General features: G+C 64.0%; 26 protein-coding genes. 8 read left to right on the top strand and 18 right to left on the bottom strand.

Features of this window, described 5'->3' with window-relative positions:
• Positions 1–88 precede the first annotated feature (88 nt).
• Positions 89–697: a YqgE/AlgH family protein gene (locus LB520_RS12575; protein ID WP_095767156.1), complete on the bottom strand. Its 609-nt coding sequence runs from the start codon at positions 695–697 to the stop codon at positions 89–91.
• Between the two features lie 125 nt (positions 698–822).
• Here LB520_RS12575 and LB520_RS12570 point away from each other — a divergent pair, with 125 nt between their 5' ends.
• The 3 genes from LB520_RS12570 to LB520_RS12560 all read left to right on the top strand — a co-directional run bounded on the left by LB520_RS12570 (position 823) and on the right by LB520_RS12560 (position 2,819).
• A complete protein-coding gene (locus LB520_RS12570) occupies positions 823–1,629 on the top strand; it encodes a protein-disulfide reductase DsbD domain-containing protein (RefSeq protein ID WP_318012028.1) in 807 nt (268 codons plus the stop codon).
• A 139-nt stretch (positions 1,630–1,768) separates the two neighbouring features.
• On the top strand, positions 1,769–2,251 hold the full coding sequence (locus LB520_RS12565; protein ID WP_224545845.1) for a peroxiredoxin: 483 nt from the start codon (positions 1,769–1,771) through the stop codon (positions 2,249–2,251).
• Positions 2,252–2,342: 91 nt separating this feature from the next.
• Positions 2,343–2,819, top strand: a complete 477-nt coding sequence (locus tag LB520_RS12560) for a DUF2938 domain-containing protein (protein WP_095766774.1) — start codon at positions 2,343–2,345, stop codon at positions 2,817–2,819.
• 3 nt (positions 2,820–2,822) lie between these two features.
• On the opposite strand, the gene LB520_RS12555 is transcribed toward LB520_RS12560, so the two are convergent.
• The 12 genes from LB520_RS12555 to coxB form a co-directional block, all read right to left on the bottom strand.
• A complete protein-coding gene (locus tag LB520_RS12555) occupies positions 2,823–3,416 on the bottom strand; it encodes a histidine phosphatase family protein (RefSeq protein WP_224526360.1) in 594 nt (197 codons plus the stop codon).
• A 39-nt stretch (positions 3,417–3,455) separates the two neighbouring features.
• Positions 3,456–3,986: a ribonuclease HI gene (rnhA, locus tag LB520_RS12550; protein ID WP_095766771.1), complete on the bottom strand. Its 531-nt coding sequence runs from the start codon at positions 3,984–3,986 to the stop codon at positions 3,456–3,458.
• Positions 3,983–4,945: a homoserine kinase gene (locus tag LB520_RS12545; protein WP_224545852.1), complete on the bottom strand. Its 963-nt coding sequence runs from the start codon at positions 4,943–4,945 to the stop codon at positions 3,983–3,985. Before LB520_RS12545 ends, rnhA begins: the two co-directional genes overlap by 4 nt.
• Before the next feature lie 6 nt (positions 4,946–4,951).
• A complete protein-coding gene (gene ispH / locus LB520_RS12540; protein ID WP_224637700.1) occupies positions 4,952–5,956 on the bottom strand; it encodes a 4-hydroxy-3-methylbut-2-enyl diphosphate reductase in 1,005 nt (334 codons plus the stop codon).
• Positions 5,957–6,093: 137 nt separating this feature from the next.
• On the bottom strand, positions 6,094–6,849 hold the full coding sequence (locus LB520_RS12535) for an SURF1 family protein (RefSeq protein ID WP_176476982.1): 756 nt from the start codon (positions 6,847–6,849) through the stop codon (positions 6,094–6,096).
• Positions 6,846–7,232, bottom strand: a complete 387-nt coding sequence (locus LB520_RS12530) for a DUF983 domain-containing protein (protein ID WP_224637699.1) — start codon at positions 7,230–7,232, stop codon at positions 6,846–6,848. Before LB520_RS12530 ends, LB520_RS12535 begins: the two co-directional genes overlap by 4 nt.
• Positions 7,233–7,316: 84 nt before the next feature.
• A complete protein-coding gene (locus LB520_RS12525; protein WP_140847288.1) occupies positions 7,317–8,198 on the bottom strand; it encodes a cytochrome c oxidase subunit 3 in 882 nt (293 codons plus the stop codon).
• Between the two features lies 1 nt (position 8,199).
• Positions 8,200–8,829 (bottom strand): cytochrome c oxidase assembly protein, encoded by a 630-nt coding sequence (locus LB520_RS12520; RefSeq protein ID WP_095766766.1) that lies wholly within the window; start codon positions 8,827–8,829, stop codon positions 8,200–8,202.
• Complete coding sequence (locus LB520_RS12515) at positions 8,829–9,020, bottom strand: hypothetical protein (protein WP_140541531.1); 192 nt, start codon at positions 9,018–9,020, stop codon at positions 8,829–8,831. The genes LB520_RS12520 and LB520_RS12515 overlap by 1 nt, the downstream gene beginning before the upstream one ends.
• Entirely contained in the window at positions 9,017–9,961 is a 945-nt protein-coding gene (locus LB520_RS12510; protein ID WP_224545862.1) for a heme o synthase, read from the bottom strand. Before LB520_RS12510 ends, LB520_RS12515 begins: the two co-directional genes overlap by 4 nt.
• 76 nt (positions 9,962–10,037) lie before the next feature.
• Positions 10,038–11,687, bottom strand: a complete 1,650-nt coding sequence (ctaD, locus tag LB520_RS12505; RefSeq protein WP_095766763.1) for a cytochrome c oxidase subunit I — start codon at positions 11,685–11,687, stop codon at positions 10,038–10,040.
• A 38-nt stretch (positions 11,688–11,725) separates the two neighbouring features.
• Positions 11,726–12,727, bottom strand: a complete 1,002-nt coding sequence (gene coxB, locus LB520_RS12500; protein ID WP_411962584.1) for a cytochrome c oxidase subunit II — start codon at positions 12,725–12,727, stop codon at positions 11,726–11,728.
• A 211-nt stretch (positions 12,728–12,938) separates the two neighbouring features.
• Here coxB and LB520_RS12495 point away from each other — a divergent pair, with 211 nt between their 5' ends.
• From LB520_RS12495 to LB520_RS12480, 4 genes are all read left to right on the top strand, one after another.
• Positions 12,939–13,478 carry an invasion associated locus B family protein gene (locus LB520_RS12495; RefSeq protein WP_095766761.1) on the top strand — a complete coding sequence of 180 codons (540 nt, stop codon included), beginning with the start codon at positions 12,939–12,941 and terminating at the stop codon, positions 13,476–13,478.
• A gap of 77 nt (positions 13,479–13,555) precedes the next feature.
• Positions 13,556–14,023: a YbjN domain-containing protein gene (locus tag LB520_RS12490; RefSeq protein WP_224637698.1), complete on the top strand. Its 468-nt coding sequence runs from the start codon at positions 13,556–13,558 to the stop codon at positions 14,021–14,023.
• 99 nt (positions 14,024–14,122) lie between these two features.
• Positions 14,123–15,535 (top strand): metalloprotease TldD, encoded by a 1,413-nt coding sequence (gene tldD / locus LB520_RS12485; protein WP_224637697.1) that lies wholly within the window; start codon positions 14,123–14,125, stop codon positions 15,533–15,535.
• A gap of 183 nt (positions 15,536–15,718) precedes the next feature.
• Positions 15,719–16,378 carry a transglutaminase-like cysteine peptidase gene (locus tag LB520_RS12480; RefSeq protein ID WP_176476980.1) on the top strand — a complete coding sequence of 220 codons (660 nt, stop codon included), beginning with the start codon at positions 15,719–15,721 and terminating at the stop codon, positions 16,376–16,378.
• Positions 16,379–16,637: 259 nt separating this feature from the next.
• On the opposite strand, the gene LB520_RS12475 is transcribed toward LB520_RS12480, so the two are convergent.
• From LB520_RS12475 to LB520_RS12465, 3 genes are all read right to left on the bottom strand, one after another.
• The gene (locus LB520_RS12475) at positions 16,638–19,409 is read right to left on the bottom strand and encodes a caspase domain-containing protein (protein ID WP_224637696.1); all 2,772 of its coding nucleotides are present in this window, start codon (positions 19,407–19,409) and stop codon (positions 16,638–16,640) included.
• Positions 19,410–19,577: 168 nt separating this feature from the next.
• The gene (locus tag LB520_RS12470) at positions 19,578–20,819 is read right to left on the bottom strand and encodes a class I SAM-dependent RNA methyltransferase (RefSeq protein WP_224637695.1); all 1,242 of its coding nucleotides are present in this window, start codon (positions 20,817–20,819) and stop codon (positions 19,578–19,580) included.
• Positions 20,816–21,583: a TlyA family RNA methyltransferase gene (locus LB520_RS12465; RefSeq protein WP_224637694.1), complete on the bottom strand. Its 768-nt coding sequence runs from the start codon at positions 21,581–21,583 to the stop codon at positions 20,816–20,818. The genes LB520_RS12470 and LB520_RS12465 overlap by 4 nt, the downstream gene beginning before the upstream one ends.
• Positions 21,584–21,690: 107 nt before the next feature.
• On the opposite strand from LB520_RS12465, the gene LB520_RS12460 reads away from it, so the two are divergent.
• A complete protein-coding gene (locus LB520_RS12460; RefSeq protein WP_224545879.1) occupies positions 21,691–22,092 on the top strand; it encodes a GFA family protein in 402 nt (133 codons plus the stop codon).
• On the opposite strand, the gene LB520_RS12455 is transcribed toward LB520_RS12460, so the two are convergent.
• Positions 22,089–22,376: a hypothetical protein gene (locus LB520_RS12455; RefSeq protein WP_224637693.1), complete on the bottom strand. Its 288-nt coding sequence runs from the start codon at positions 22,374–22,376 to the stop codon at positions 22,089–22,091. The two genes, LB520_RS12460 and LB520_RS12455, sit on opposite strands and share 4 nt — an antisense overlap.
• A 150-nt stretch (positions 22,377–22,526) precedes the next feature.
• Positions 22,527–24,494 (bottom strand): 1-deoxy-D-xylulose-5-phosphate synthase, encoded by a 1,968-nt coding sequence (gene dxs / locus LB520_RS12450; RefSeq protein WP_411969881.1) that lies wholly within the window; start codon positions 24,492–24,494, stop codon positions 22,527–22,529.
• Positions 24,495–24,608 lie beyond the last annotated feature (114 nt).

Raw genomic sequence — 24,608 nt, 5'->3', positions numbered from 1 at the left:
CTGCACTCTATGCTCGATGTAACGGCATGGATCCTAGGGTCTGCGCGCATCGCTTCGCTCCTTGCTCCGCCCTAGGATGACGAACGTGCTAAGCGTGCCCGGCGGCGGCGCTCAGATGGGCGAGGTCGATGCCGATCGAGGCAAGGATACGGTCGTATTTGCGCTCGATATCGGTGTCGAAGAGAAGCTCCGGCGTCGCCGGACAGGTGAGCCAGCCATTCTCGGAGATCTCCGTTTCGAGCTGGCCGGCGCCCCAGCCGGAATAGCCGAGCGCCATGAGGGCATGGCGGGGGCCGCGGCCGGTCGAGATGGCGCGCAGAATATCGACGGTTGCCGTCAGACAGATATCGTCGGAGACGTTGAGCGAGGATTCCACGCGATAGTCGCCCGAATGCAGCACGAAGCCGCGGCTGCGGTCGACGGGCCCGCCGTTGCGCACGACGAAATCGCGCGTATGCGCCGGCAGGCGGATCGCTTCCTGCTCGTTCATGATGCCGAGTTGCACAAGCAGGTCCGGAAACAGCATCTGCTGCGTCTGATTGATGATCAGGCCCATCGCGCCCTCGTCGCTATGGGCGCAGATGTAGATGACGGAGCGCGCGAAACGGTCGTCCTTCATGCCGGGCATGGCAATCAGGAACTGATCGTCGAGGAAACCGCGTCCGGCGGCCGACTTCTTGTGGCGCAGCAAGTCCATGGCCTCAGCGTAACGCGTTTCGGCAGCGCCGAAAAGATGGTGCCAGTCCCCGATGTCACGCAAATATGATACCGGGAGAGCGACGAAGTCATTGCGCGGCCAAGAACGGACGGTCAAATCACCGCATGCGATACATGAAATTACTGGTTCTCGGCGTCGTTTTCGGGTGGGCTACAAGCCTACCGGCTGAGGCCTCCTCCTCTAACTGGTACAACAGTGAAGGCGGCAAGGTTCGGCTGGTGACCACCGGCAAGCCCGACCAGGTCGGCAAGATCCACGGCGTGCTCGACATCGCGTTGAAGCCCGGCTGGAAAACCTATTGGCGCGATCCAGGCGACGCCGGCGTGCCGCCGCAACTCGACATATCGGGCAGCACCAATGTCGCCGACGCGCAATTGTCGTTCCCGCCGCCGCAGCGGCATGACGACGGCTATGGCAAATGGGCCGGCTACGATCGTCCGGTGTCGCTGCCGGTGACGTTCACGCTGTCTTCGCCCGACCAGCCGGCGACCATCGATGCCAATATCTTCCTCGGCATCTGCGAGACGATCTGCATTCCAGTGCAGACCCGGCTCAGCGTCGATCCCGGGTCCGACCCCGATAACGCGACCGACGCGGCCCTGGTGAAAACCGCACTTGCAACGCTGCCCTCCCCGGCCCGGTCCGATTTCGGTATCAGCGTGCTGTCCAGCGACCATGAGACCCTTGTCGTCCAGGCGCAGTCGCCCGGCGATCCGCAATCCGTCGATCTCTTCATCGCCGGCGAGCGCGACTACATGTTCGGCGCGCCGGTGCGCAGTCAGAAGGATGGCAAGCTCGTCTTCACCGTGCCGATCCTCGACCGGCCGTCGGCGGCGCCGACCGATGGCGGGCTGTATTACACGCTGACCAGTGCCGAGGGTTCGGTGGACGGGCTGCTGCCTTTCCCTTGATCCAGGGTCTTTCTGAGCCGCAATTCCGGACGGAAAACCGCTGCACACTTTTCCTGGAATTGCTCTGAAGAGTTGCCGGAGCCCGCGCAGTCCGATATCGAATGCATCGATCCTTCCCATCCCCCAAGCGAGGCACCCCATGACCATTGCGGTTGGCGAAAAACTGCCCGAAGCGACCTTCAAGACCATGACCGCGGACGGCGCAAAGTCGATCACCGGCGATGAGATCTTCGCCGGCAAGAAAGTCGTGCTGTTCGGCGTTCCCGGCGCCTTCACGCCGACCTGCAGCAACAACCACCTGCCTGGTTATCTGGAGAATCATGACGCCATCCTGGCCCGCGGCGTCGACACGGTCGCCGTCGTCTCGGTCAACGACGTGCATGTCATGGGCGCTTGGGCGCGGTTCACCGGCGGCGAAGGCAAGATCCTCTATCTCGCCGACGGCAGCGGCGATTTCGCCAAATCGGTGGGACTCGACAACGATCTTTCCGGGGCCGGCATGGGCCTGCGTTCGAAGCGCTTCTCAATGATCGTCGACGACGGCAAGGTCGTGGCGCTCAATGTCGAGACCAAGCCGGGCGTCGACGAGAGTGGCGCGGCAAAAATCCTCGAGCAGCTCTAGATCAGGTCAGGTTTCGTTGGCCCCATGATCTTGTCCGAAAACCAGTTCCACTTTTTGCGTTCGCTGACCTTCGGTTCAGGATCATGCTCTGATGTTTGACACCGTCTGGCGCGCAGTGGCGATCGGCATCGGCGCCACAGTATTCATGGATGTCTGGGCGATCGTCCTCAACAAGGCGTTCGGCCTGCCATTGCCCAACTGGGGCATGGTCGGACGCTGGGTGCGGCATCTGCCGAAGAGGGTTTTTCACGACGATATCGGCAAGGCGGCACCTTATGCGCATGAAAAGGCGCTCGGCTGGGCATTCCACTACCTCGTCGGCATTCTCTACGGCGTGATCCTTGTCGTGCTCGCCGGCGCGGGCTGGCTGGCGGCGCCGACATTCCTGCCGGCCTTCATCCTCGGCATCGTCACGGTCGGGGCGGGCTGGTTCCTGCTTGCGCCGGGCATGGGCGCCGGCTGGGCGGCGTCCAAGCTTCCCAATCCGATGAAGGTGCGCGCGCTCAACCTCCTGGCGCACACGGTGTTCGCGCTCGGCATGTTCTCGACGGCGCTGCTGATCCGCTGACGATCAAATGCCGCTATGCGGCGCCAGTTCGTCGATGGGGCGCCAGCCGTGCAGGATGCGGCGAGCCTCAATGTCATAGGCGAAGTAATTGCCGCCGCCCGCCGGCTGATCCGCGATACGGCTGATCTCGCGGCCATCGAGCGAAAGCAGCAGAAGTGTTCCCACGCCTCCGTGGCCAACGAAAGCCACGTTGCCGGTGAGGCCGGTACCAAGCACGGCGTCGACTTCGCCCATGATGCGCTGCTGCGCGTCTATCGCCCTTTCCCATCCGCGGATGCTGTCATGCGGCCTGGCGAAGAACTCGTCGGCAACCGCTTCGAACTCCGGCGGCGGCAGGAAGCCCGTCGCCGACCGGTCGTTCTCGTGCATCCGCTCCCGCACCTCGACCTCAAGATGGAGGTGCTTCGCCAGGATTTCCGCAGTTTCGACCGCCTTGCGTTCAGCGGACGACACGATGCGCCCAATCGAGCCGATCCAGGGCTGATCGAGCATCGCAACAGCCCTTGCCCGGCCGATGTCAGACAGCCCCCATTCCGGCACCGGAATGTTGGCGTCGATCCGAACCTGCGGATGGGTAATGTAATAGGCGATCGGCAAGGCAAACTTTCTCCGATCAGATGCGGGCTCGATGGCCGATCAGTAGCTCTGGGTCGAGCGTCGCGCCTTCGCAACCGCCGGCCGCTTCGGCTGCGCTGCGGGTTGCGCCGCCAAAACAGGCTTCACCGGGCCCTTCTTGAACGGTGCCATGCCCTGCCGGGCCAGTTCGTCAGCGCGCTCGTTCTCCGGGTGGCCGGCATGGCCCTTAACCCAGTGCCAGACGACCTTGTGACGCCGGTTGGCCTCATCGAGCGCCTGCCAGAGCTCGCCATTCTTGACCGGCTTCCTGTCGCCGGTCTTCCAGCCGTTCTTCTTCCAGCCGTGGATCCATTTGGAGATGCCGTCCATGACGTATTTGCTGTCGGTGTAGAGGTCGACCGCGCAAGGCTCCTTCAGCGCGTTGAGCGCGGTGATGGCGGCCAGCAGCTCCATGCGGTTGTTGGTGGTCTCGGCCTCGCCGCCGGACAGCTCCTTGGTGACGCCGTTGTAGCGAAGCACTGCGCCCCAGCCGCCCGGCCCGGGATTGCCCGAGCAGGCGCCGTCGGTGAAGATCTCGATCTGCTTGTTCATGTCAGCCCGTATTCGGATGGCGACTTGATGGCGCGATGGAAGCGCATGCGGCGGATATATTCGGTCGGATCGCGCTTCATCACCAGCCCGCCATCCGGAATGGTCAGCCAGTCATAGAGGCGGGTCAGCATGAAGCGCAGCGCCGAGCCGCGCGCCAGCATCGGCAGCGCCGCCTTCTCGTCACCCTGAAGCGGCCGCACCGACTGGTAGCCGGCCAGCAGCGCCGTCCCCTTGGTCAGGTTGAAGGAAAAATCCTTCTCGAAGCACCAGGCGTTGAGGCAGGTGGCGACATCATAGGCGTAGAGGTCGTCGCAGGCGAAATAGAAGTCGATCAGCCCGGACAGTTTCTCGCCGAGGAAGAAGACATTGTCCGGGAACAGGTCGGCATGGATGATGCCCTTCGGCAGGCCGGTGGGCCAGTTGCGCTCGAAATCGCTGAAGTCGGCGTCGACCTCGGCCGCCAGCCCTGGCTCGACCTCGTCGGCGCGCTCGCGCGAGGCAGCCCAGAGCTTGCGCCAGCCCTCGATCGCCAGCGCGTTCGGCCTTCGCATCTGAAAATCCTGGCCGGCAAGATGCAGGCTGGCGAGCGCCTTGCCGACTTCGCCGCAATGCGCGGCCGTCGGCCGCCTGAGCGACAGGCCTTCGAGGAAGGTGATGATGACGGCGGGCCGGCCGGCCAGCGTGCCGATGACGGTGCCGTCATGCGCGGTGACCGGCAGCGGGCAGGAAATGCCTTTCCTGGCAAGATGGCCCATCAGGCCGAGAAAGAACGGCAGGTCGGCCTTGTCGACCCGCTTCTCGTAGAGCGTCAGGATGTAGGAGCCGGTCGAGGCGTGGACCAGGAAATTGGAATTCTCGGTGCCTTCGGCGATGCCCTTGTAGGAGAGCAGCTCACCCACCGGATAGGCCTTGAGGAATGCGGTCAGCTCGCCTTCGTTGACGTCGGTGTAGACGGCCATCCGGTTTCACGCCGCTCCGTTGACGAAGGCCATGTCGGCCGCCGTCAGTTCGACATCGCGCAACACCCGCATCACCGGAAAATCCTCCGTTTCCGTGGCCGTGACGGCCAGATCGATGGTGACGTCGAAGCGTAACCGGAACGCGTCGATGATCTCGTCGACGATGATTTCCGGCGCCGAGGCGCCGGCCGACAGGCCGAGCGTCCTGATCCCGGCGATCTCATCCCACGGAATTTCGGCGGCGCGCTGCACGAGAAGCGACATTGTCGCGCCGGCGCGCTCCGCCACTTCGACAAGGCGACGCGAATTGGACGAATTGGGAGCGCCGACGATAAGGAAAAGATCGGCGCCGGCCGCTGTCTCCTTCACCGCTTCCTGGCGGTTGGTGGTGGCGTAGCAGATCGATTCGGCCGCGGCCGCATGCAGTTCGGGAAACCGCTCCTGGAGCGCCCGGATGATGCCGGCGGTGTCCTCGACCGACAAGGTCGTCTGGGTGACGAAGCCCAGCGCCGAAGCGTCGACGGGCACGAAACGCGCGGCGTCAGCCTCGGTCTCGATCAGTGTCACCGCGCCTTCCGGCAATTGTCCCATCGTGCCGATCACCTCCGGGTGACCGGCATGGCCGATCAGGAGTACGTGGCGACCGAGACGCTGGTGGCGCATCGCCTGCTTGTGCACCTTGGAGACGAGCGGGCACGTGGCGTCGAGGTAAAAGAGATTGCGCGCCTGCGCGTCCGCCGGCACCGATTTCGGCACGCCATGCGCGGAAAAGACCACGGGCGACTGGCGATGCTCCGGCGGAATCTCGGACAGTTCCTCGATGAAGACGGCGCCCAGGCTCTGCAGCCCTTCGACGACGTAGCGGTTGTGCACGATCTCGTGGCGGACATAGACCGGCGCACCGTATTTCTTCAGCGCCAGCACGACGATCTGGATGGCGCGGTCGACACCGGCGCAGAAGCCGCGCGGCTGGCAGAGCCTGATCGTCAGCGGTGGCTTTTTCTGGGTCATGAATGCAAGGCCGATTCAGTCGGAACCAAGAACATGATGCCGAAAGGTGTGAAGCGGTTTTCGGACGACATCATGCTCTATCTGTTTGATTAGGCGAAATGATGTGCGCACCCCTGCCCTGTCAAGAGCGAGGACGCTCACTGCTCCTTCGCCGGGCGGCGCAACCTCAGGATCAGCACGGCTGCAAGGGCGGCGGCCAGCCCGTACCACGTGACGGCATATTGCAAATGGTTGTTCGGCAGGTCGATGATGGTGACGCCACCGACCGGCAGGCCGCCAGGATTCGGCGTCTTGTCGGCATCGACGAAGAACGGCACCAGCACGAACCCGGCAGGCAGACCGGCGGTCGCCGCCATGACGTCGCGGTCCTTCCAATAGAAGATGTTCTTGGCGACGTCATTGTCGGGAAGCATCATCGACGGCTTTGCAGGCAGCGGATTGCGGGCGAGTCCGGTCACCGTCACTTTGCCGGCGACTTCGCCCTGCCGGCGCTTGGAGGGATCCTTGAGGTCATATGGAACGAAGCCGCGGTTGACGAGCACGAAGCGGCCGTCCTCGAGCTGCAGGGGCGTGTAGACGTTGAAGCCGCTGTCGCCTTGCCAAGTGGAAAAGAAGTGCCGCTCGCCCTGATGCAGGAAAGTGCCTGTTACCGTCACGGGCGTGTAGTCGACATCGTGGGAGGCGGCGAATTCCTTCTCGACGTCCGCCAGAGCCAGCGGTGCGGAATGGGTGCGCTTGTCAATGGTCGCGAGCAGGCCTTCCTTCCAGTGCAGGCGCTGGACCTGCCAGGTGCCGAGCCCGATCAAGACGGCGAACAGAACAAGGCCGAGGCCAAGCAGCAACGCTGTGCGCGGCCGCGAAGGGCCGCCAACCAAATCGGTCGTCTCGCTCATTCGTTGGAATCCAGCCTGCCTTCAGCAGCCTTCTTGGAGTACTGCAAGGTGATCAGCACGCCCTTGATGAGGCGCAGCGCCGTCAGGCACAGCACCAGGGCGAGCGGTATCCACAAAATGAAGTGCAGCCAGAGCGGCGGACTGAACGTCACCTCCATCCACAATGCGAGGCCAACGACGACGAAGCCGATGATCAGGATGACGAACACGGCCGGCCCATCGCCCGCATCGGCGAAGGAATAGTCGAGTCCGCAATTATAGCAGCGCTTGCCGACGGTGAGGAAACCCGAGAACAGCTTGCCTTCGCCGCAGCGCGGACAACGGCCATGCAGGCCGGCAGAAATCGGATCGATCGGTGGCCAGATCGCCTTGTCTTCGCTCATGTTCTCACCGTAGACCTTTTTGCCCCAAAGAATAAGGCGGCCACGTCGCCGCAGCCGCCCCTTGGGATTCCGAAACCCGTCGGTTTAATGGCCTTCGATCAGTGCGCCGTTCGAGGCCCAGACATAGATGGCGCTGAACAGGAACAGCCAGACCACGTCAACGAAGTGCCAATACCAGGCGGCCGCCTCGAAGCCGAAATGCTGCTTCGGGGTGAAGTCGCCGCGCCACGCGCGGATCAGGCAGACCAGCAGGAAGATGGTGCCGATGATGACGTGGAAGCCGTGGAAGCCGGTCGCCATGAAGAAGGTGGCGCCGTAGATCGAATCCCTGAAGCCGAACGGAGCGTGCATATACTCGTAGGCCTGCACCATGGTGAACAGCATGCCGAGGCCGACGGTCAGCACCAGGCCGTTGATCAGGCCCTTGCGGTCGCCATGCAGAAGCGCGTGGTGCGCCCAGGTCACCGTCGTGCCCGACAGAAGCAGGATGATGGTGTTGTAGAGCGGCAAGTGGAAGGGATCGAGGACTTCAAGCCCCTTCGGCGGCCACACGCCGCCGGTGAAGGCGGTGCGGGCATACTGGTTCGCCTCGCCGGGGAAGAGACTTGCGTCGAAGAAGGCCCAGAACCAGGCGACGAAGAACATCACCTCGGAGGCGATGAACATGATCATGCCATAGCGCAGATGCAGCGACACGACGCGCGTGTGGTGACCCTCATGCGCTTCCTTGATGGTATCGGACCACCAGGCGAACATCGTGTAGAGCACGATGATCATGCCGATGAAGAACAGCCACGGATTGGCGATGTTGTGGCCGAAGACCGGGAAGTTGCCGCCCTTCAGATACTGCATCAGGCAGACGCCGCCGATGGCGGTGACCAGCGCGCCGACGGAACCCAGGAAAGGCCAGGGGCTGGGGTTGACTAGATGGTAGTCGTGTTGTGGTTTTGCGTGCGCGTCTGCCATATCAACCCCCGAGGCTTGCGTCGGAATCTGGAACTTTGTTGCTGCTGCCAGCGGCCGGCGCCGAGGAGGCGACCGGCTGTTTATTTTCGACCGGGAACATCGTGTAGGACAGGGTGATGGTCTTCAAGTCCTTGAGTTCCGGCACGTTGACGATGTCTGGATCGACATAGAACACGACCGGCATGTCCAGCGTCTCGCCGGGTTTCAGCGTCGTGTCGGTGAAGCAGAAGCACTCCACCTTGTTGAAATAGGCACCGGCCATTTCCGGCTGCACGTTGAACGAGGCGCGGCCGGTAATGGTGCGGTCGAACTTATTGGTGGCGCTGTAATGCGCCTGCGCCGTCGCGCCGATCTTGATCGTCACCGAGCGGGCGACAGGCTCGAACTGCCATGGAATGCCGTTGGTGTTGGCATCGAAGCGGATGGTGATATCACGGTCGAGCACGCGGCCGGCATATTGCTTCTCGGCGCGCTGCGTGGTCCCGCCATAGCCGGTGACCTGGCAGAACATCTTATAGAGCGGAACCGCCGCATAGGCCATGCCGACCATGCCGGTGAAGAAGGCGAGGCAGACGGCGGCGACGATGCCGTTGTTCACCTTGCGGGGCTTGCTGCTGGCCTCGCCGCCCATCAGCCGCCTCCCAGCAGGCCGGAGCCGGTGATGCTGGCTCCGCTGTGACCGAAGCGCACGATGGTGGCGGCATAGAAGACGACGACCAGCGCTGCCAACGCAAGACCGATGGCGATGGAGCGGTTGCGGCGGGCCTTCTGCTGGCGTTCGGTCAGCGTGACCAGTTCGAGTTTCTTGTCAGCCACGATCATGCTCCCCCCATCATGAGGGCGCGCCCAATCACGCAATCGATGAGATAGGCGGCAAAGATAGCGAAGAGATAGAGCAGCGAGTAGCCGAACAGGGCCTTGGCCGGCTTCATCGCGCGATCGTCGTCGGCCATGGCAAGCACTTTCCAGGCATACCAGACGAAGCCCGCGCCGAGGGCCGCCGAGACGACGCCGTAGCCGGCCGTGGTGTAGCCGAGCGCCCAGGGCAGCACCCCGACCGGCGCCAGGATCAGCGCATAGGCAAAGATCTGCCTACGGGTCGAGGCATGGCCGGCGACGTTCGGCATCATCGGGATGCCGGCGCGGGCGTAGTCGTCGGATTTGAAGAGAGCCAGCGCCCAGAAATGCGGCGGCGTCCACAGGAAGATGATCAGGAACAGGATCACGCTTTCGAGGCTGACCGAGCCGGTCACGGCGGCCCAGCCGATTACCGGCGGGATGGCGCCGGCGGCGCCGCCGATGACAATGTTCTGCGGCGTCCAGCGCTTCAGCCACATGGTGTAGATGACGGCGTAGAAGAAGATGGTGAAGGCGAGAAGCGATGCCGACAGCCAGTTGACCAGCACGCCGAGCGTCATCACCGACAGCACCGACAGCACAAGGCCAAAGCTCAACGCCTCGCCTGGGGTGACGCGACCGGACGGCACCGGGCGGCCGGCGGTCCTCGTCATCACGGCGTCGATGTCGGCGTCGTACCACATGTTGAGCGCGCCGGAAGCACCGGCGCCAATGGCGATTGCGAGGATGGCGATCACCGCCATGAGCGGATTGATGGCGACGGGCGCCGCGATCATGCCGACAAACGCCGTGAAGACGACCAGCGACATGACACGCGGCTTCAGGAGGGCGAAGAAATCGCCTGCGGTCGCTTCCGACATGCGAAAACCCGCTTCCTCCATCAATCTGTCTTCGGCAAGGGCCATGCGTACTTAAAGTCCATCATTCCGTTGGCCAAGACCGCCGGGCAAGCCGGCGGCCTCGTATGCGTTGTGACGCTGCCTACCTGATCTTCGGCAGCTGTTCCCACTGGTGGAACGGCGGCGGCGAAGGCAGCTGCCATTCGAGCGTGGTGGCACCCTCGCCCCACGGGTTGGCGCCGGCGACGCGCTTCTTCTGGAAGGCCTCGAACACGCCGTAGAGGAAGATCGCAACGCCGACGGCCGCGATGTAGGAGCCGTAGGACGAAACCATGTTCCAGCCGGCGAACGCGTCCGGATAGTCGACGGTACGGCGCGGCATGCCGGCGAGGCCGAGGAAGTGCTGCGGGAAGAAGATCAGGTTGACGCCGACGAACGTGACCCAGAAGTGGGTGTTGGCGATAACCGGCGAGTACATGTAGCCGGTCATCTTCGGGAACCAGTAATACCAGCCGGCGAAGATGGCGAACACCGCGCCCAGCGACAGCACGTAGTGGAAGTGGGCGATCACGAAATAGGTGTCGTGCAGCGAGCGGTCGAGACCGGCATTGGCCAGCTGAACGCCGGTGACGCCACCGATGGTGAACAGGAAGATGAAGCCCAGCGCCCACAGCATCGGCGGCTTGAAGGAGATCGAACCGCCCCACATGGTGGCGATCCAGGAGAAGATCTTCACGCCGGTCGGCACCGCGATGACCATGGTGGCGAACACGAAGTAACGCTGCGTGTCGAGCGACAGGCCGGTCGTGTACATGTGGTGCGCCCAGACGATGAAGCCGACGGCGCCGATCGCGACCATGGCGTAGGCCATGCCGAGATAGCCGAACACCGGCTTCTTCGAGAAGGTCGAGACGATATGGCTGATGATGCCGAAGCCCGGCAGGATCAGGATGTACACCTCGGGATGGCCGAAGAACCAGAACAGATGCTGGAAGAGGATCGGGTCACCGCCCTGATCCGGCACGAAGAAAGCGGTGCCGAAATTGCGATCGGTGAGCAGCATGGTGATGGCGCCCGCCAGGACCGGCAGCGAGAGCAGCAGCAGGAAGGCGGTGATCAGCACCGCCCAGGCAAACAGCGGCATCTTGTGCAGCGTCATGCCGGGAGCGCGCATGTTGAAGATGGTGGTGATGAAGTTGATGGCGCCGAGGATCGACGACGCGCCGGCGATATGGATCGAGAGGATCGCCAGGTCCATCGCCGGGCCTGGCTGGCCGGACGTCGAGAGCGGCGGATAGATGGTCCAGCCGCCGCCGACGCCGAAGGCGCCCGGCGCGCTCGGCACGAACATCGAGGAGAGCAGCAGGATGAAGGCAGGCGGCAGCAGCCAGAACGAGATGTTGTTCATGCGCGGGAAGGCCATGTCCGGCGCGCCGATCATGATCGGCACCATCCAGTTGGCGAAGCCGCCGATGAGCGCCGGCATGACCATGAAGAAGATCATGATCAGGCCGTGCGCGGCGCCGAAGGCGTTGTACATGCTCTTGCCGCCGTCGATGGCGGCGTCGCCCTGCATGCCGTAGACCATCTGCGCCAGGCCGCTGAAGATCTGGATGCCCGGCTCCTGCAGCTCCATGCGGATGGCGACCGAGAGCGCGGCGCCGATGATGCCGGCCATGATCGCGAAGATCAGGTAGAGCGTGCCGATGTCCTTGTGGTTGGTCGAGTAGACCCAGCGGACCCAGCCATGCGGCCTGTGGTCGCCGTGATCGTGAGCTGCAGCCTCTGCCATGTTCCGCTCCGTTCCCTAAATCTTGCTAACCCGCGGCATCAGTTGCCGGCGGCCGCTACCTTGTTGGTACCATCGATCTCGGCCATCAGCGCCTTGTTGGCGGCGGGCACGTCGGTCTTGGCCGTATCCAGCCAGGTCTTGAACTGCGCATCGGACACCACGCGCACGGCGATCGGCATGAAGGCATGGTCCTTGCCGCAGAGCTGCGAGCACTGGCCGTAATAGAGGCCTTCCTTCTCCGCCTTGAACCAGGTCTCGTTGGTGCGGCCGGGGACGGCATCCATCTTGATGCCGAAGGACGGCACGGCGAAGGAGTGGATGACGTCGGTGGCGGTGATCAGCACGCGGGTCATGGTGTTGACCGGCACGACCAGCTCGTTGTCGACCGCCAGCAGACGCGGATAGCGGGCGCGATCTTCCTTGCCGGCCTTGGCGCGGTCGGCATCCTGAAGAACCGCCGAGTTGAAGGAGAAGGTCTTGTCGACCTGGTACTCGTAATCCCAGTTCCACTGGTTGCCGGTCGCCTTGACGGTGAGCTTGGCTTCTTCCGGCGGGGTGTACTGCGCGGTGAGCAGTTGGAAGGAGGGAATGGCAATGAGCAGGAGCACGATCACCGGCCCGACGGTCCAGATCACCTCGATCAGCGTGTTGTGGCTGGTCCTGGACGGCACCGGATTGGCGCTTGCGCGGAACCTGACGATGCAGACCAGCAGAAGCACCAGCACGAGGATGGTGATCGGGACGATGAACCACATGGTGTAGTTCCCAAACCGCTCGATCTGCCGCATCATGTCGGTCGCGGGCGCCTGGAAGGTCATCTCCCATTCCCGCGGCTGGTCGGCGCGAGCCGCCGCACTGGAGAAGAGCACGGCCGAAGCTGCCGTACCTGCCAAGAATTCAGCGCTTGCCAGGAATTTCCTCATCGCCCTCTCGTCTCCCACTTCCCGCGATCTGGTCGCACCAATAACGGACGACACCGGAATTGGGAATCCCGGGCTGTCCCGAGGCTGGTTCAAACCATACTCTATTTCCCTCCGCAAGAAAGGAGCGGAGGAAACCGTGCGGCATTTTTGCGCGCAGGCCGAAGGCTGCGTTCGGCGCCCGCCATGCTATATCCGCGACGGTCGCAATTCGGGCGAATTTGCTTTGGAAAAGCATGCAATTGCCGGTATCGGGGCGGACCGGCGGAGGTCTCGTCCTTTACTTGGCCCCGGCGCGGCTTAAAGTGCCGTGATTCGCAATGGAGCCGTTATGACTTCCTGGCTTTCGAGAACCCTGGCGAAGGTCGTCCTTGCCGTCGCCTTGCTCGGTGTCGGCGTAGCCGTCGGCGCCCCCGCCTCGCCTAACGACGCCAAGCCGCCGAGCGGCACGGTGAAGTCGACGCATGGCGCGTGGTCGATCATCTGCGATACGCCGGCAGGTGCTACCTCAGAACAATGCGTGATGATGCAGAACGTCGTCGCCGAGGACCGCCCTGAAATGGGGCTTTCGGTCGTGGTGCTGCGCACAGCCGACAACAAGGCCGAGATCCTGCGCGTGCTGGCGCCGCTCGGCGTGCTCCTGCCCAACGGGCTTGGCCTCAATGTCGACGGCAAGGATATCGGCCGCGCCTATTTCGTGCGCTGCTTCCAGGATGGCTGCTACGCCGAGGTGATCCTTGAAAAACCGCTGCTCGACACGCTGAAGAGCGGCACGTCGGCCACCTTCATCGTGTTCCAGACGCCCGAGGAAGGCATCGGCATTCCGGTCGATCTCAAGGGCTTTGCAGACGGCTTCGCCGCCCTACCTTGATCTTCTTGCCCATGCACCGCGGCCATTTCCGACGCTGAGGTCGGATGGCGAATGCGGATTTGGCGGCAGGAGGCTCCATGCGCACGTCATTGTCCGCTTTCATCGCTGGGCTGGCGCTGGCCGGTGCGGTTTCGGTCGCCCGGGCCGAGGACGCTGAAATCCTCCAGAGGCCCGACCCGGCGGCGATCCTCGATATCGCCAAGGGCTTCGGTTCCGCCAGGATGGGCAAGGACGACAACGGCGATCCGATGATTTCGGGGCGGATCGACGGCGTTAAATACCTGATCTATTTCTACGGCTGCGAAGACCGCGAGAACTGCAAGTCGCTGCAATTCGCGACCGGCTACGCCGACCCGCTTACCACTGACCAAGCCAACGCCTGGAACGCAAAATACCGGTGGGTGAAGGCCTATTCGGGCGACGGCTCGAATTTCAGGATGGATGTCAGCTTTGCCGGCGGCATCACCAGGGCCAATCTCGAGGAGCAGTTTTCCAATTGGAACGCGATGGCCGGCAACATCAAGGACTTCGTCAGCGGCAAGTGATGGCGGCGCAATCGTCGGCTTGACCCAGTTGGCGATTGTGCGACGACGGCTTCGCGCCTACATGCCGAGGAACGATTTGTTTCCACGAATGGATTTGCCATGAACAGCCTGATCGGCCAATTCGACATTTCCGACGATCGCGTCAAGGAGATCGTCACCGAGACCATCAAGGGCGCCGACGACGGCGAGTTGTTCCTCGAATACAGCGAGAACGAAGCGCTGATGTTCGATAATGGCCGGCTGAAGACGGCCAATTTCAACACCGACCACGGGTTCGGCCTGCGTGCCGTGGCCGGCGAGGCCAGCGGTTATGCGCATTCGAGCGATCTCTCCGAAGCCTCGCTGTTGCGCGCGGCGGACGCAGTCTCGGCTGTCAAAGGCGGCTATTCCGGCACATTGGCCGGAGCGCCCGCCCGCACCAACCGCCATCTCTATGGCGACGAGAACCCTATCCCCTCGCCTTCCTTCGAGGCCAAGGCCAAGCTGTTGCAGGAGATCGACGGCTGGCTGCGCGCCAAGGATCCGCGCGTGCGCCAGGTGACGGCGTCGCTTGCCGCCTCGTGGCAGCATGTCGAGATCGTGCGCGGCGACGGCCAGATCGTGCGCGACATCCGCCCGCTGGTGCGGATCAACGTTTCCGTGGTGGTCGGCGATGGCGACCGGCAGGAGAGCGGCTCCTACGGCATGGGCGGCCGCAAGAGCTTCGGCGAGTTCGTCGGCGAGGAAAGCTGGAAGCATGCCGCCGGCGAGGCGTTGAGACAGGCGCTGGTCAATCTGGAAGCGGTTCCGGCGCCCGCCGGCACATTCGACATCGTGCTCTCAAGCGGCTGGCCGGGCGTGATGCTGCACGAGGCGGTCGGGCACGGGCTCGAAGGCGACTTCAACCGCAAGAAGACATCGGCCTTCGCCGGCCTGATGGGCCAACAGGTGGCGGCGAAGGGCGTCACCGTGGTCGATGATGGCACCATCCCCGAGCGGCGCGGCTCGCTGACCGTCGACGATGAAGGGACGCCCTCGGCGCGCAACGTGCTGATCGAGGACGGCAAGCTCGTCGGCTATATGCAGGATCGCCAGAACGCCAGGTTGATGGGCATGAAGGCGACCGGCAACGGCCGCCGCGAAGGCTACGCGCACCAGCCGATGCCGCGCATGACCAACACCTACATGACCTCAGGCGACATGGAGCCGGAAGAGATTATCGCCTCGGTCAGGAACGGCATCTATGCCGTTTCCTTCGGCGGCGGCCAGGTCGACATCACCTCCGGCAAATTCGTGTTCGGCTGCACCGAAGCCTATATGATCGAGAACGGCAAGGTAACGCAGCCGATCAAGGGCGCGATGCTGATCGGCAACGGGCCGGACGCCATGCACCGCGTCAGCATGATCGGCAACGACATGAAGCTCGACACCGGCATCGGCATGTGCGGCAAAGCCGGACAGGGCGTGCCCGTCGGCGTCGGCCAGCCGCATCTGCGGATGAACCAGATGACGGTGGGCGGCACTAGGGTTTGAGGTCTATCGTCCACTGCCTGACGAACGACCATCCGGATCAGTCTCCGCGCGCCAGGCGGGTTGATTCCGGCCCCACCTTGAAGTGAACACAATCGTGTTAGGACATTATTAATTGTTCAATTGGCGGGGCGGGCGTTTGCGCATTAGCTTGTCGCCAGTCTTCTCGTTGCGGTGGTGTCGGCAATGCAGCGTTCTCCTGGCGTCCTGACTTCTTCTTTCCTCATTGGCCTCGTTTCCCTGGTTGGCGCATCATCGCTGCAAGTCGGCCCTGCGGCGGCGCAGTCGTCGCTGTTCAATCTAACGGCTGCGAGCGCCGCCGCAGTCGGCGGCAGCACCAGCGTCCCATATGGCTGGCTCGATTTCTGTCATCGCCGGCCGAAGGAATGCAACGTGCCTGCCCTGCCCGCCACAAGCGTCAGGCTGACCGCGCAGAAAATGAGCATCCTCAAGCGGGTAAACCAGAAGGCGAACCGTTCCATCAAGCCCGTCAGCAACTATGACCACTGGGGCACGACGATGGACCACTGGGACTATCCGACGGACGGCAAGGGCGACTGCAAGATCTACGCGCTCTACAAGCGCAAGCTGCTCCTGGAAGCGGGCTTCCCCCGGCAGGCGCTGCTGATGACGGTGGTGCGCGATCTCCACAATGAGGGCCACACCATTCTGACGGTGAAAACCGACAAGGGCGATCTCGTGCTGGACAATCTGGTCGACGAAATCCGCCCCTGGAACGCCACCGGCTATTATTTCCTGAAACGCCAGTCGCAGCAGAACCCGAACACCTGGGTGTCGATCAACCAGCGCGGCGGCACAGCGAAACGACTGTCTCCGAGCTCGTAAGGGCCAGAGCGTTTCACCGTTTCGCGGAAACGGCGAGCCGCTCTATTTTCCTGGGATGCAATTCCGCACGGAAGGCTATGGCGAAGTCGCCGAGCCCGAACCTTTCACTTTTTCCTGCAATCGCTCCCGGCGTGACCAGAGCGGTCTTGTCTGCTTTGACGGACTGATCCGTCACATTCTCTACCTCGCAAATTCATAGGCCGGAAAATCCGGCCCATGAACGAGCGTTGCCGCCCGCGGCCAAGCAAGCCTTGCTGGCCTATTGCTGGCAGGGCGGCTCGCCAGGACGCCCGCAGGTCGGCTTCTTGTTTCCCTGCGGCGGCTGCTCCTTGAGCTGCTGCGGCAGGCGCCGTTCCTGTATCTGAGGCTGAGGCCGCGGTTGCTGCTGCAAGCGTCTTTCTTGCATCTGAGGCTCAGGCCTCAACTGCTGCAGGTGTCTCTCTTGCATCTGAGGCCTTGGCTGCGCCTGGAACTCTGGCCTTTGCGGCCTGAGCACCTGCACGTTCGGCCTTTCCTGCTTGAAGCTGCGCTGGATGTTGATGCCTGCGCCGGCGGAACCCTCTTCGCCGTTCGGCAGCCTGCGAAACTTCCTGTTTGCGTTGGCCGAACCCTGATTCTGGTCGGAGAACACACTCGGATTGTTTCTCCTGAGCCGCTCCTGCACGCTCGCCCGGTTGTCGGCTGGCGCACCATTGACGGTCGGCAGCTTGCGGAACTTCTTACCGCTGTCGCCTCCGTTGACCGAGCCTTGATCGCTCGGGCTGAGGGCTGTCTGGCCTCCCGACAGATCCTTGCGTGCCAGCTTCCTCGGTCTGCCTTCGTTCTGGCCGGACAACGCATTCGGATTGTTCTTCCCGAACCTCTGCCGGGCGTTCTGCCCGTTCTCGCCTGGCGCGCCATTGACGGTCGGCAGCTTGCGGAGCTGCTTACCTCTATCGCCTCCGTTGACCGTGCCTTGATCGCTCGGGCCGACAGCTGTCTGGCCTGCCGACAGATCCTTGCGTGTCAGCTTCCTCGGTCTGCCTTCGTTCTGGCCGGACAACGCATTCGCATTGTTCTTCCCGAACCTCTGCTGGGAGTACTGCCCGTTCTCGCCCGGCGCGCCATTGACGGTCGGCAACTTGCGGAACTTCCCATTCTTGTCTTGACCGTTGACCGCTCCGTTCTGCTGGCCGTTGCCCGTAACGGGGGCGCCGGCATTCCCGGTAGCCTGCTGGTTGCCAGTGCCTTGCTTGCCCAGCACCTTCCTGTTGGGCGCATTCTGATCGTTGAGCACCGGTTTGCCGTTGACGAGCGGCAGCGCTTTGCCGTCGGCTCCCGGCAAGGCGTGATCGGTCGAGAGCTTGCCCATCGTCTTCGCCTGCGGCGTCGCACCCGGCTGCTGGCCCTGCGTGGCAGCCTGGCCCGGCTTCAGCGGCTGGCCGCCCTGATTTTGCTTGAACAGCACCGCCCTTTTCTGCAGCAACGGCGGCAGCGCCACCTTGGCCGCTAGCGCGGCCGCGCCCGCACCAACCGCCATCTTCTGCCCGGTGGTGAGGCCGCTCGGTGCATTGGCGCTCGGCTGTGCGGCCTGATTGGCCGGCTCGTTGTTGATCGTCGTGTTATTGTTGATGACGGTCGTGTTGTGAATGTTGTTGAAGATGATGTCGTTCGGCGGCGGCACGATGTCACGCGGCGGCCTGACCCAGACCGGCACGGGGACGAAGACCGGCGTCGGCAGGACGTAAACATCGACCGGCGGCGGGGGCGGCGGCAGCACGACGAAATCCGGCGGCGGCGGCGGCAGGAATATCACGTCGATCGGCGGCGGCGGCTCGAAGTCGAAATCGGGATCGTCGAAATAGAGCACCGGCCTGTCGACATAGATGATTTCCTCCGGCGGCGGCGGTGGCACGTCGTAGACGATGACGGTGAAGCTCGTCGGTGGTTCGAGCTCGGCGTCGAAATGCTCCAGCCGGCGGCGCGCGTCCCAGGCATGCAGCCCGTGCGGATAACGCTCGAGGTAGGACCAATAGGCCTCCGGCGTATCCCGCAGCCATGTTTCGCGCCAGGTGATCGCCTCGCGTCGCGCCGCGATGATGGCCCGCACACGCTTGGCCATCGGATCGTGCGGATAGGCAACGAGGAACTCCTCGTAGCCGCGCATGGTATCGCGGTCGAGAGCCGCGACATAGGCGTCGTGCGCATTGAAGTCGCGGATCGGCCTGGTCCGGTTGGCCCGTTCTTCGGCCTCCGAAACCTTCGGCGGCGGCGCGTCCGGAGCGCGTTCGAAGAACACGAAAGGCGCGCTGATCTTCGAAGCGTCCCACGGAATTTCGGCACCTTGCGTCACCTCGTTGACGCGTAGCCGCGTGCGGTCGAAAACATCGTCAAGCGATATGCCGCCTTCCCGCATCATCTCGGCGAGCGCCTGAGCATAGGCGCCGTATGGGCCCTTGCCTTCCGGCGCAACCGTTCCGGGCGCCGCGTTGAACGCAATCAGCATGTTGGGGTCGGGGTCGACCAGCGCGAGACCGCCGGCCAGCGGCTGGCTCATTTTCGGAAGGCCATTGGGCCGAGCCGCGTCGAGGACGACGATATTGACCTTCGCCGGCAATCCCGCCAGGGACTTGGTGATATCGGAGAGCCGCATGGCCTGCAGCGGCACGTCGGCCGGATTGGCGATCTGGGCGTCGACCGGCAAGAAATAGTTCTCGCCTTCGAACTGCACGCCGCGGCCGGCGAGGTATACGAAAACGATCGCGTCCGGGCCGGCGGCAGAAACCTTTCCAAGAAAATCGCGCAGCGCGCCACGCAACGATTCCTGGTCTACATCGCGTGCGCCGACCACATCGAACCCTGCTGCCTGCAGGGTCTGGGCGATCAGGCCGGCGTCATTCGCGGAGGTGACCAGCGCATCCGACGGATAGGCGGCGTTGCCGATGACGAATGCGAGACGTTTCTGCTGTTGGGCGAGCGCGCCCGTCGTGGACGCGACGGCGAACGCGATGAGAACGACGACAAGGCCGATGACTTTCCGAAGCGAGCGCATTGCAATCCGCCATCCTTGTCCGCCATTTCGTCCAACGCGACAACGCCGGAGAGGCAGGAATGTTTCCCTAACCGCAGAATTAAGACCCTGCAAAAAGGCGGCTTTAGGGCGCAATTTCGTCGAAAGAACAGAGGCTTCACCGTTTTCACACGAGCCTCCGGCCGCGAGCTACCGCCGCCGCTTCGGCTTCTCCAAAAGCGCGACGGCCTCGACATGCGGCGACCACAGGAACTGGTCGATCGGCGTGACGCTCTTCAGCGTGTAGCCGCCATCGATCAAGATGCGCAGGTCCCGTGCCAGCGTCACCGGATTGCAGGACACCGCGGCGACCAGCGGCACGTCGGAGCGGGCGATCTGCTTCGACTGGTCCTCGGCGCCGGCGCGCGGCGGATCGAAGACCAGTCCGTCGAAGGCGTTCAACTCCTTGAAGGTCAGCGGCCGGCGGAACAGGTCGCGGCGTTCGCTGGTCACCCGCTTCAGGCCGCTGGCAAAGCGGAAGGCGCGATCGAGCGCGGCAAGCGCCGGCGCATCGCCCTCGACGGCATGGACCTCGGATTGCGCGCCGAGCCTGAGCGCGAAGCTGCCGCAGCCGGCAAACAGGTCCGCGACCTTCCTGGCGCGCGACAGATGCTGGCCGACAAGGCTTGCCATCGCCTGCTCGGCGGCCTCTGTCGCCTGCAGGAAGGCGCCGGGCGGCACGGCGACCGCGACGGGCCCGAACTGCACCACCGGCTTCTTCGGCTCGACGACGATCTCGCCGTCGACGGAAAGCCGCGCCAGGCCTTCGGCCAAGACGAAATTGGACGCGATACGGCGCTGATGGTCGCCAAGTTTGCCGGCATCGTGCACAGCCACGTCGAGGCCTGAAGCGGTGACGGTCACCGTCATATGAAATGCCTTCGGGGTGGCGCAGACCAAGCCGGCCAGGGCGCGCAGTTTGTCGAGCGCCGAGACGATCGCGGGCAGCGAGATCGGGCACTCCTCGATCGGGATAATCTCGGAAGACAGCGCGCGCACGAAGCCCAGCAGCATGCCGGCGTCCGTGCGCCTGGCACTGAACGTGACGCGGCGGCGGGTGTGCGGCGCGCAAGGCACCAGCGCAGCGATGTCGCAAGCGATGCCCTTGAGCTTCAGCGCCTGCACGACCCTCTCGCGCTTCCATTGCCGGTAGGCTCCAGCCTCGTAATGCTGCAGCGCGCAGCCGCCGCATTCGGTGAAATGGCGGCAGGCGGGATCGATCCTGAGCGGCGAGGCTTCCAATACCGACATCAGCGCGGCGCGGTCCTTCTGGCGCGCGGCCGTGACCGTCTCGCCCGGCAGCGTGAACGGGATGAAGACCTCCCCGCCTTCGGCATTGGCGATACCGTCGCCCTGCGAGCCCAGCCTTGCAATGGTGAAGCGTGTGCTCATCGCCCGTCCTTCATGGCGGCGAGCAGGAACTCACGGTTGCCGTCGCCGCCTTCGATCGGCGACGGCTCGAGTCCCAGCACGCGCCAGCCGGGAACGCCGGCCACCCAGTCGCGCAAATTTGCGGCAATCCGATCGGCATCGCCCGGATCCTTGAGCAGGCCGCCCTTGCCGATGGCCTCACGGCCCGCCTCGAATTGCGGCTTGACCAGCAGAACTGCCTTGGCGCCCTCGCCCGCCAATTCCAGCGCTGGCGGCAGCGCCAGCTTCAGCGAGATGAAGCTGACGTCGCAGACAAGGAAACCGGGAACGCGGCCGCCGAGATCGGCTGCCGTCAGATCGCGGGCGTTCAGTCCTTCGATCACCGTCACACGCGGGTCGCCGGCAATGTCGGGATGGATCTGGCCGTGACCGACATCGATCGCCGTGACATGGGCCGCGCGGCGCTCGAGCAGCACCTGGGTGAAGCCGCCCGTCGAGGCGCCGACATCGAGCGCTTCGCTGCCGGAAGGATCGAGGCCGAAACGGTCGAGGCCGGCGATCAGCTTCAGCGCCGCGCGCGACACATAGGCCTGCGCCGGATCATCGATGGCGATCAGGCAGTCCGGCGCGACAGGTTGGCCGGGCTTGCGGGCGACGGCGCCGTCAACCGTCACCGTGCCGCGCTCGATCGCGTCGCGGGCGCGCGAGCGGCTGGCAAACAGACCGCGCCCGACGAGCAGTTCGTCGAGCCGCTGGCGCCGGCTGGCTGGCAAAGGGGGACTCATCGGCCTTCATTGGCGAAAGCCGGGCGCGAACGCAATGGTTGAATATGGCGCAAGAGGCTGCAGAATGCCGAGAGGAACAGGCGGTTCGTCAGCCGGTGGAGGTGGCAATGCTGAGGGGTACCTGTCATTGCGGCGCAGTTCATTGGACGCTGGAAGGCGATCCCGGCGCAATCACCGCATGCAATTGCACGCTTTGCCGCCGCTACGGAGCGCTCTGGGCCTATGACTATGTCGATGAGCGCATCCGCGTCGCCGGACCGCTGAAATCCTACACACGCGCCGAGGTGGCGGAGCCCGCGCTGGAAATCCTGTTCTGTCCGACCTGCGCCTGCGTGGTCGCCTGGCGTGGCCTGCGCTCCGGCGAAAGCGGCCGCACGCGCATCGCTGTCAATGTCAGGCTTGCGCCGCCCGAGGAGGTCGCCGACCTGCCGATCGACCATTTCGACGGCCTCGACACTTTTGACGACCTGCCGCGCGACGGCCGCTGCGTGCGCGATATGTGGTTCTAAAAAATGGTGCGCGAAACCTGGCGCTCGATGGCGGGCATCAGGCCGTCATTGCCGGAGGCTTGCTTGCGCGGCGGCTCAACCGGAGTGGGCGCGACGGGACCTGCATCCGGCAGCACGACGAGTTGAGGAACCTGCTTATAGGAGAAGCCGCCGCGAATATTGCCCATCTTGCCGGCAACGATATCCAGCACCGCCTTTTCGAGATTGCGGTCGTAACGTGTTTCGGCTGCCGCCGACGCCGTCACGGCCGCCAAAAGGGCTACTCCGCACAGAAGCGTTTTCATTTTTGGTTGTCTCCCTGCCTGGCCCGAGCTTCTAGCAGGGCGCCGTTGAAAATCGGCCAAGAGACAGGGTAAGCGAACCGCCAAACGGGAGCGTTAACAGATACCTACATCTGGCACCCGGCAAACCGATTCACCGCTTGAAGCTCTGATTCAGGCGCGCTGCGCCTGCACGCCGCGACCGAGCGCGGCGAAGACCGTGCGTACGATGCCTGCCGAATCCAGCCCGGCATCGGCATACATCTTCTCCGGCTTGGCATGGTCGGTGAACGCGTCCGGCAGCACCAGCGGGCGCACCTTGAGGCCGCTTTCGAGAAGGCCTTCATGGGCGAGGAAGTGCAGCACCTGGCTGGCGAAGCCGCCGATGGCGCCCTCTTCGACAGTCACCAGCACCTCATGCGAACGGGCGAGCCGCCGGATGAGATCCTCGTCCAGCGGCTTGGCGAAGCGGGCGTCGGCAACGGTGGTGGAAAGACCGGCAGCGCCAAGTTCCTCGGCCGCCAACAGGCAATCCTGCAGCCGCGTGCCGAAGGAAAGCAGCGCGACCTTGGTCCCTTCCTTGAGGATGCGGCCCCTGCCGATCTCGAGCAGCGAGCCGCGCTCCGGCATGTCGACGCCGACGCCGTTGCCGCGCGGATAGCGGAAGGCGATCGGACCGTCATCATAGGCCGCCGCGGTGCGCACCATATGGCGAAGCTCCGCCTCATCGGCGGCGGCCATGACGACGAAGCCCGGCAGCGTGGCCAGGAAGGTCGTATCGAAAGCGCCGCAGTGGGTGGCGCCGTCGGCACCGACGAAACCGGCGCGGTCGATCGGGAAGCGCACCGGCAGTTTCTGGATCGCAACGTCGTGGACGACCTGGTCGTAGGCGCGCTGCAGGAAGGTTGAATAGATGGCGGCGAAAGGCTTGTAGCCTTCGGTGGCCAACCCCGCGGCGAAGGTCACCGCATGCTGCTCGGCAATGCCGACGTCGAAAGTTCGCTTCGGAAACACCTCGCCGAAAAAGTCGAGGCCGGTGCCGCTCGGCATGGCGGCGGTGATCGCGACGATGCGGTCGTCCTCACGCGCTTCCTGGATCAGGCTTTCGGCGAAGACCTTGGTGTAGGCGGGCGCGTTGGCCGGCGCCTTGGCCTGCGCGCCGGTGATGACGTCGAACTTGTTGACGCCGTGATATTTGTCGGCTGCGGCCTCCGCCGGCGCGTAGCCCTTGCCCTTCTGGGTCACGACATGGATCAGCACCGGGCCTTTGCCATTGTCGCGGACGTTCTTCAGCACCGGGATCAGATGTTCGAGATTGTGCCCGTCGATCGGACCGATGTGATAGAAGCCGAGCTCCTCGAACAAGGTGCCGCCGGTGACGTAACCACGCGCATGCTCGACCGCACGGGTGATGGCGCGGTCGGCGCGCTTGCCGAGATAGGATGTCAGCTTCTTGCCGAAATCGCGAAGGCCGAGATAGGCCTTGCCGGACGCGAGCCTCGCCAAATAGGCGCTCATGGCGCCGGTCGGCGGCGCGATCGACATGTCGTTGTCGTTGAGGATGACGATCAGCCGGGCGTCGAGCGCGCCGGCATTGTTCAGCGCCTCGAAGGCCATGCCGGCCGACATCGAGCCGTCGCCGATGACGGAAATGACATTGTTGCGGCCGCCCGACAGGTCGCGGGCCATGGCCATGCCGAGACCGGCCGAAATCGAGGTCGAGGAATGGGCGGCGCCGAACGGGTCGTATTCGCTCTCCGCGCGCCGGGTGAAGCCGGAAAGGCCGCCTTCCTGGCGCAGCGTGCGGATGCGGTCGCGGCGGCCAGTCAGGATCTTGTGCGGATAGGCCTGGTGGCCGACGTCCCAGATCAGCCGATCCTGCGGCGTGTTGAAGACATAATGCAGCGCGACGGTCAGTTCGACGACGCCGAGGCCTGCGCCAAGATGGCCGCCGGTCTGCGACACGGCATCAATCAGCTCGGCGCGGAGTTCCGCGGCAAGCTGCGGCAGTGCGCTCTCATCAAGCGTCCGCAAATCCGCCGGAATGCGGACCTTGTCGAGCAGCGGCGTGTCTGGCTTCACTCGGGCGCGTCCTGCCTTATCGATCGAACACGGCGCTACCAACAGATTGCGCCATATCATGCGCGGCAATAGTCCGCCGGCGGGCGAATGTAAATGTGCGTCAGTGACGCGTGCTACGCTGCAAGGTGTATTGAGATTCAGGTCAGGCCGCGCCGAAAATGATGGATTCCGAGA

It is taken from the genome of Mesorhizobium sp. CA12 (assembly GCF_020165255.1).
Taxonomy (GTDB): Bacteria; Pseudomonadota; Alphaproteobacteria; order Rhizobiales; family Rhizobiaceae; genus Mesorhizobium.
Note: the sequence above shows the minus strand (reverse complement) of the source record. Positions and strands in the feature narration are given on the sequence as shown.

Coding starts and splice junctions, on each gene's coding strand:
- LB520_RS12570 (WP_318012028.1), top strand. CDS start 823: ATGCGATACATGAAATTACTGGTTCTCGGCGTCGTTTTCGGGTGGGCT.
- LB520_RS12520 (WP_095766766.1), bottom strand. CDS start 8,829: ATGGGCGGCGAGGCCAGCAGCAAGCCCCGCAAGGTGAACAACGGCATC.
- LB520_RS12465 (WP_224637694.1), bottom strand. CDS start 21,583: ATGAGTCCCCCTTTGCCAGCCAGCCGGCGCCAGCGGCTCGACGAACTG.
- LB520_RS12470 (WP_224637695.1), bottom strand. CDS start 20,819: ATGAGCACACGCTTCACCATTGCAAGGCTGGGCTCGCAGGGCGACGGT.
- LB520_RS12515 (WP_140541531.1), bottom strand. CDS start 9,020: ATGATCGTGGCTGACAAGAAACTCGAACTGGTCACGCTGACCGAACGC.
- LB520_RS12575 (WP_095767156.1), bottom strand. CDS start 697: ATGGACTTGCTGCGCCACAAGAAGTCGGCCGCCGGACGCGGTTTCCTC.
- LB520_RS12460 (WP_224545879.1), top strand. CDS start 21,691: ATGCTGAGGGGTACCTGTCATTGCGGCGCAGTTCATTGGACGCTGGAA.
- LB520_RS12490 (WP_224637698.1), top strand. CDS start 13,556: ATGCGCACGTCATTGTCCGCTTTCATCGCTGGGCTGGCGCTGGCCGGT.
- LB520_RS12545 (WP_224545852.1), bottom strand. CDS start 4,945: ATGGCCGTCTACACCGACGTCAACGAAGGCGAGCTGACCGCATTCCTC.
- dxs (WP_411969881.1), bottom strand. CDS start 24,494: ATGATATGGCGCAATCTGTTGGTAGCGCCGTGTTCGATCGATAAGGCA.
- rnhA (WP_095766771.1), bottom strand. CDS start 3,986: ATGAACAAGCAGATCGAGATCTTCACCGACGGCGCCTGCTCGGGCAAT.
- ctaD (WP_095766763.1), bottom strand. CDS start 11,687: ATGGCAGAGGCTGCAGCTCACGATCACGGCGACCACAGGCCGCATGGC.
- LB520_RS12510 (WP_224545862.1), bottom strand. CDS start 9,961: ATGGCCCTTGCCGAAGACAGATTGATGGAGGAAGCGGGTTTTCGCATG.
- LB520_RS12455 (WP_224637693.1), bottom strand. CDS start 22,376: ATGAAAACGCTTCTGTGCGGAGTAGCCCTTTTGGCGGCCGTGACGGCG.
- LB520_RS12495 (WP_095766761.1), top strand. CDS start 12,939: ATGACTTCCTGGCTTTCGAGAACCCTGGCGAAGGTCGTCCTTGCCGTC.
- LB520_RS12480 (WP_176476980.1), top strand. CDS start 15,719: ATGCAGCGTTCTCCTGGCGTCCTGACTTCTTCTTTCCTCATTGGCCTC.
- LB520_RS12530 (WP_224637699.1), bottom strand. CDS start 7,232: ATGAGCGAAGACAAGGCGATCTGGCCACCGATCGATCCGATTTCTGCC.
- LB520_RS12525 (WP_140847288.1), bottom strand. CDS start 8,198: ATGGCAGACGCGCACGCAAAACCACAACACGACTACCATCTAGTCAAC.
- tldD (WP_224637697.1), top strand. CDS start 14,123: ATGAACAGCCTGATCGGCCAATTCGACATTTCCGACGATCGCGTCAAG.
- LB520_RS12535 (WP_176476982.1), bottom strand. CDS start 6,849: ATGAGCGAGACGACCGATTTGGTTGGCGGCCCTTCGCGGCCGCGCACA.
- LB520_RS12565 (WP_224545845.1), top strand. CDS start 1,769: ATGACCATTGCGGTTGGCGAAAAACTGCCCGAAGCGACCTTCAAGACC.
- LB520_RS12475 (WP_224637696.1), bottom strand. CDS start 19,409: ATGCGCTCGCTTCGGAAAGTCATCGGCCTTGTCGTCGTTCTCATCGCG.
- ispH (WP_224637700.1), bottom strand. CDS start 5,956: ATGACCCAGAAAAAGCCACCGCTGACGATCAGGCTCTGCCAGCCGCGC.
- LB520_RS12560 (WP_095766774.1), top strand. CDS start 2,343: ATGTTTGACACCGTCTGGCGCGCAGTGGCGATCGGCATCGGCGCCACA.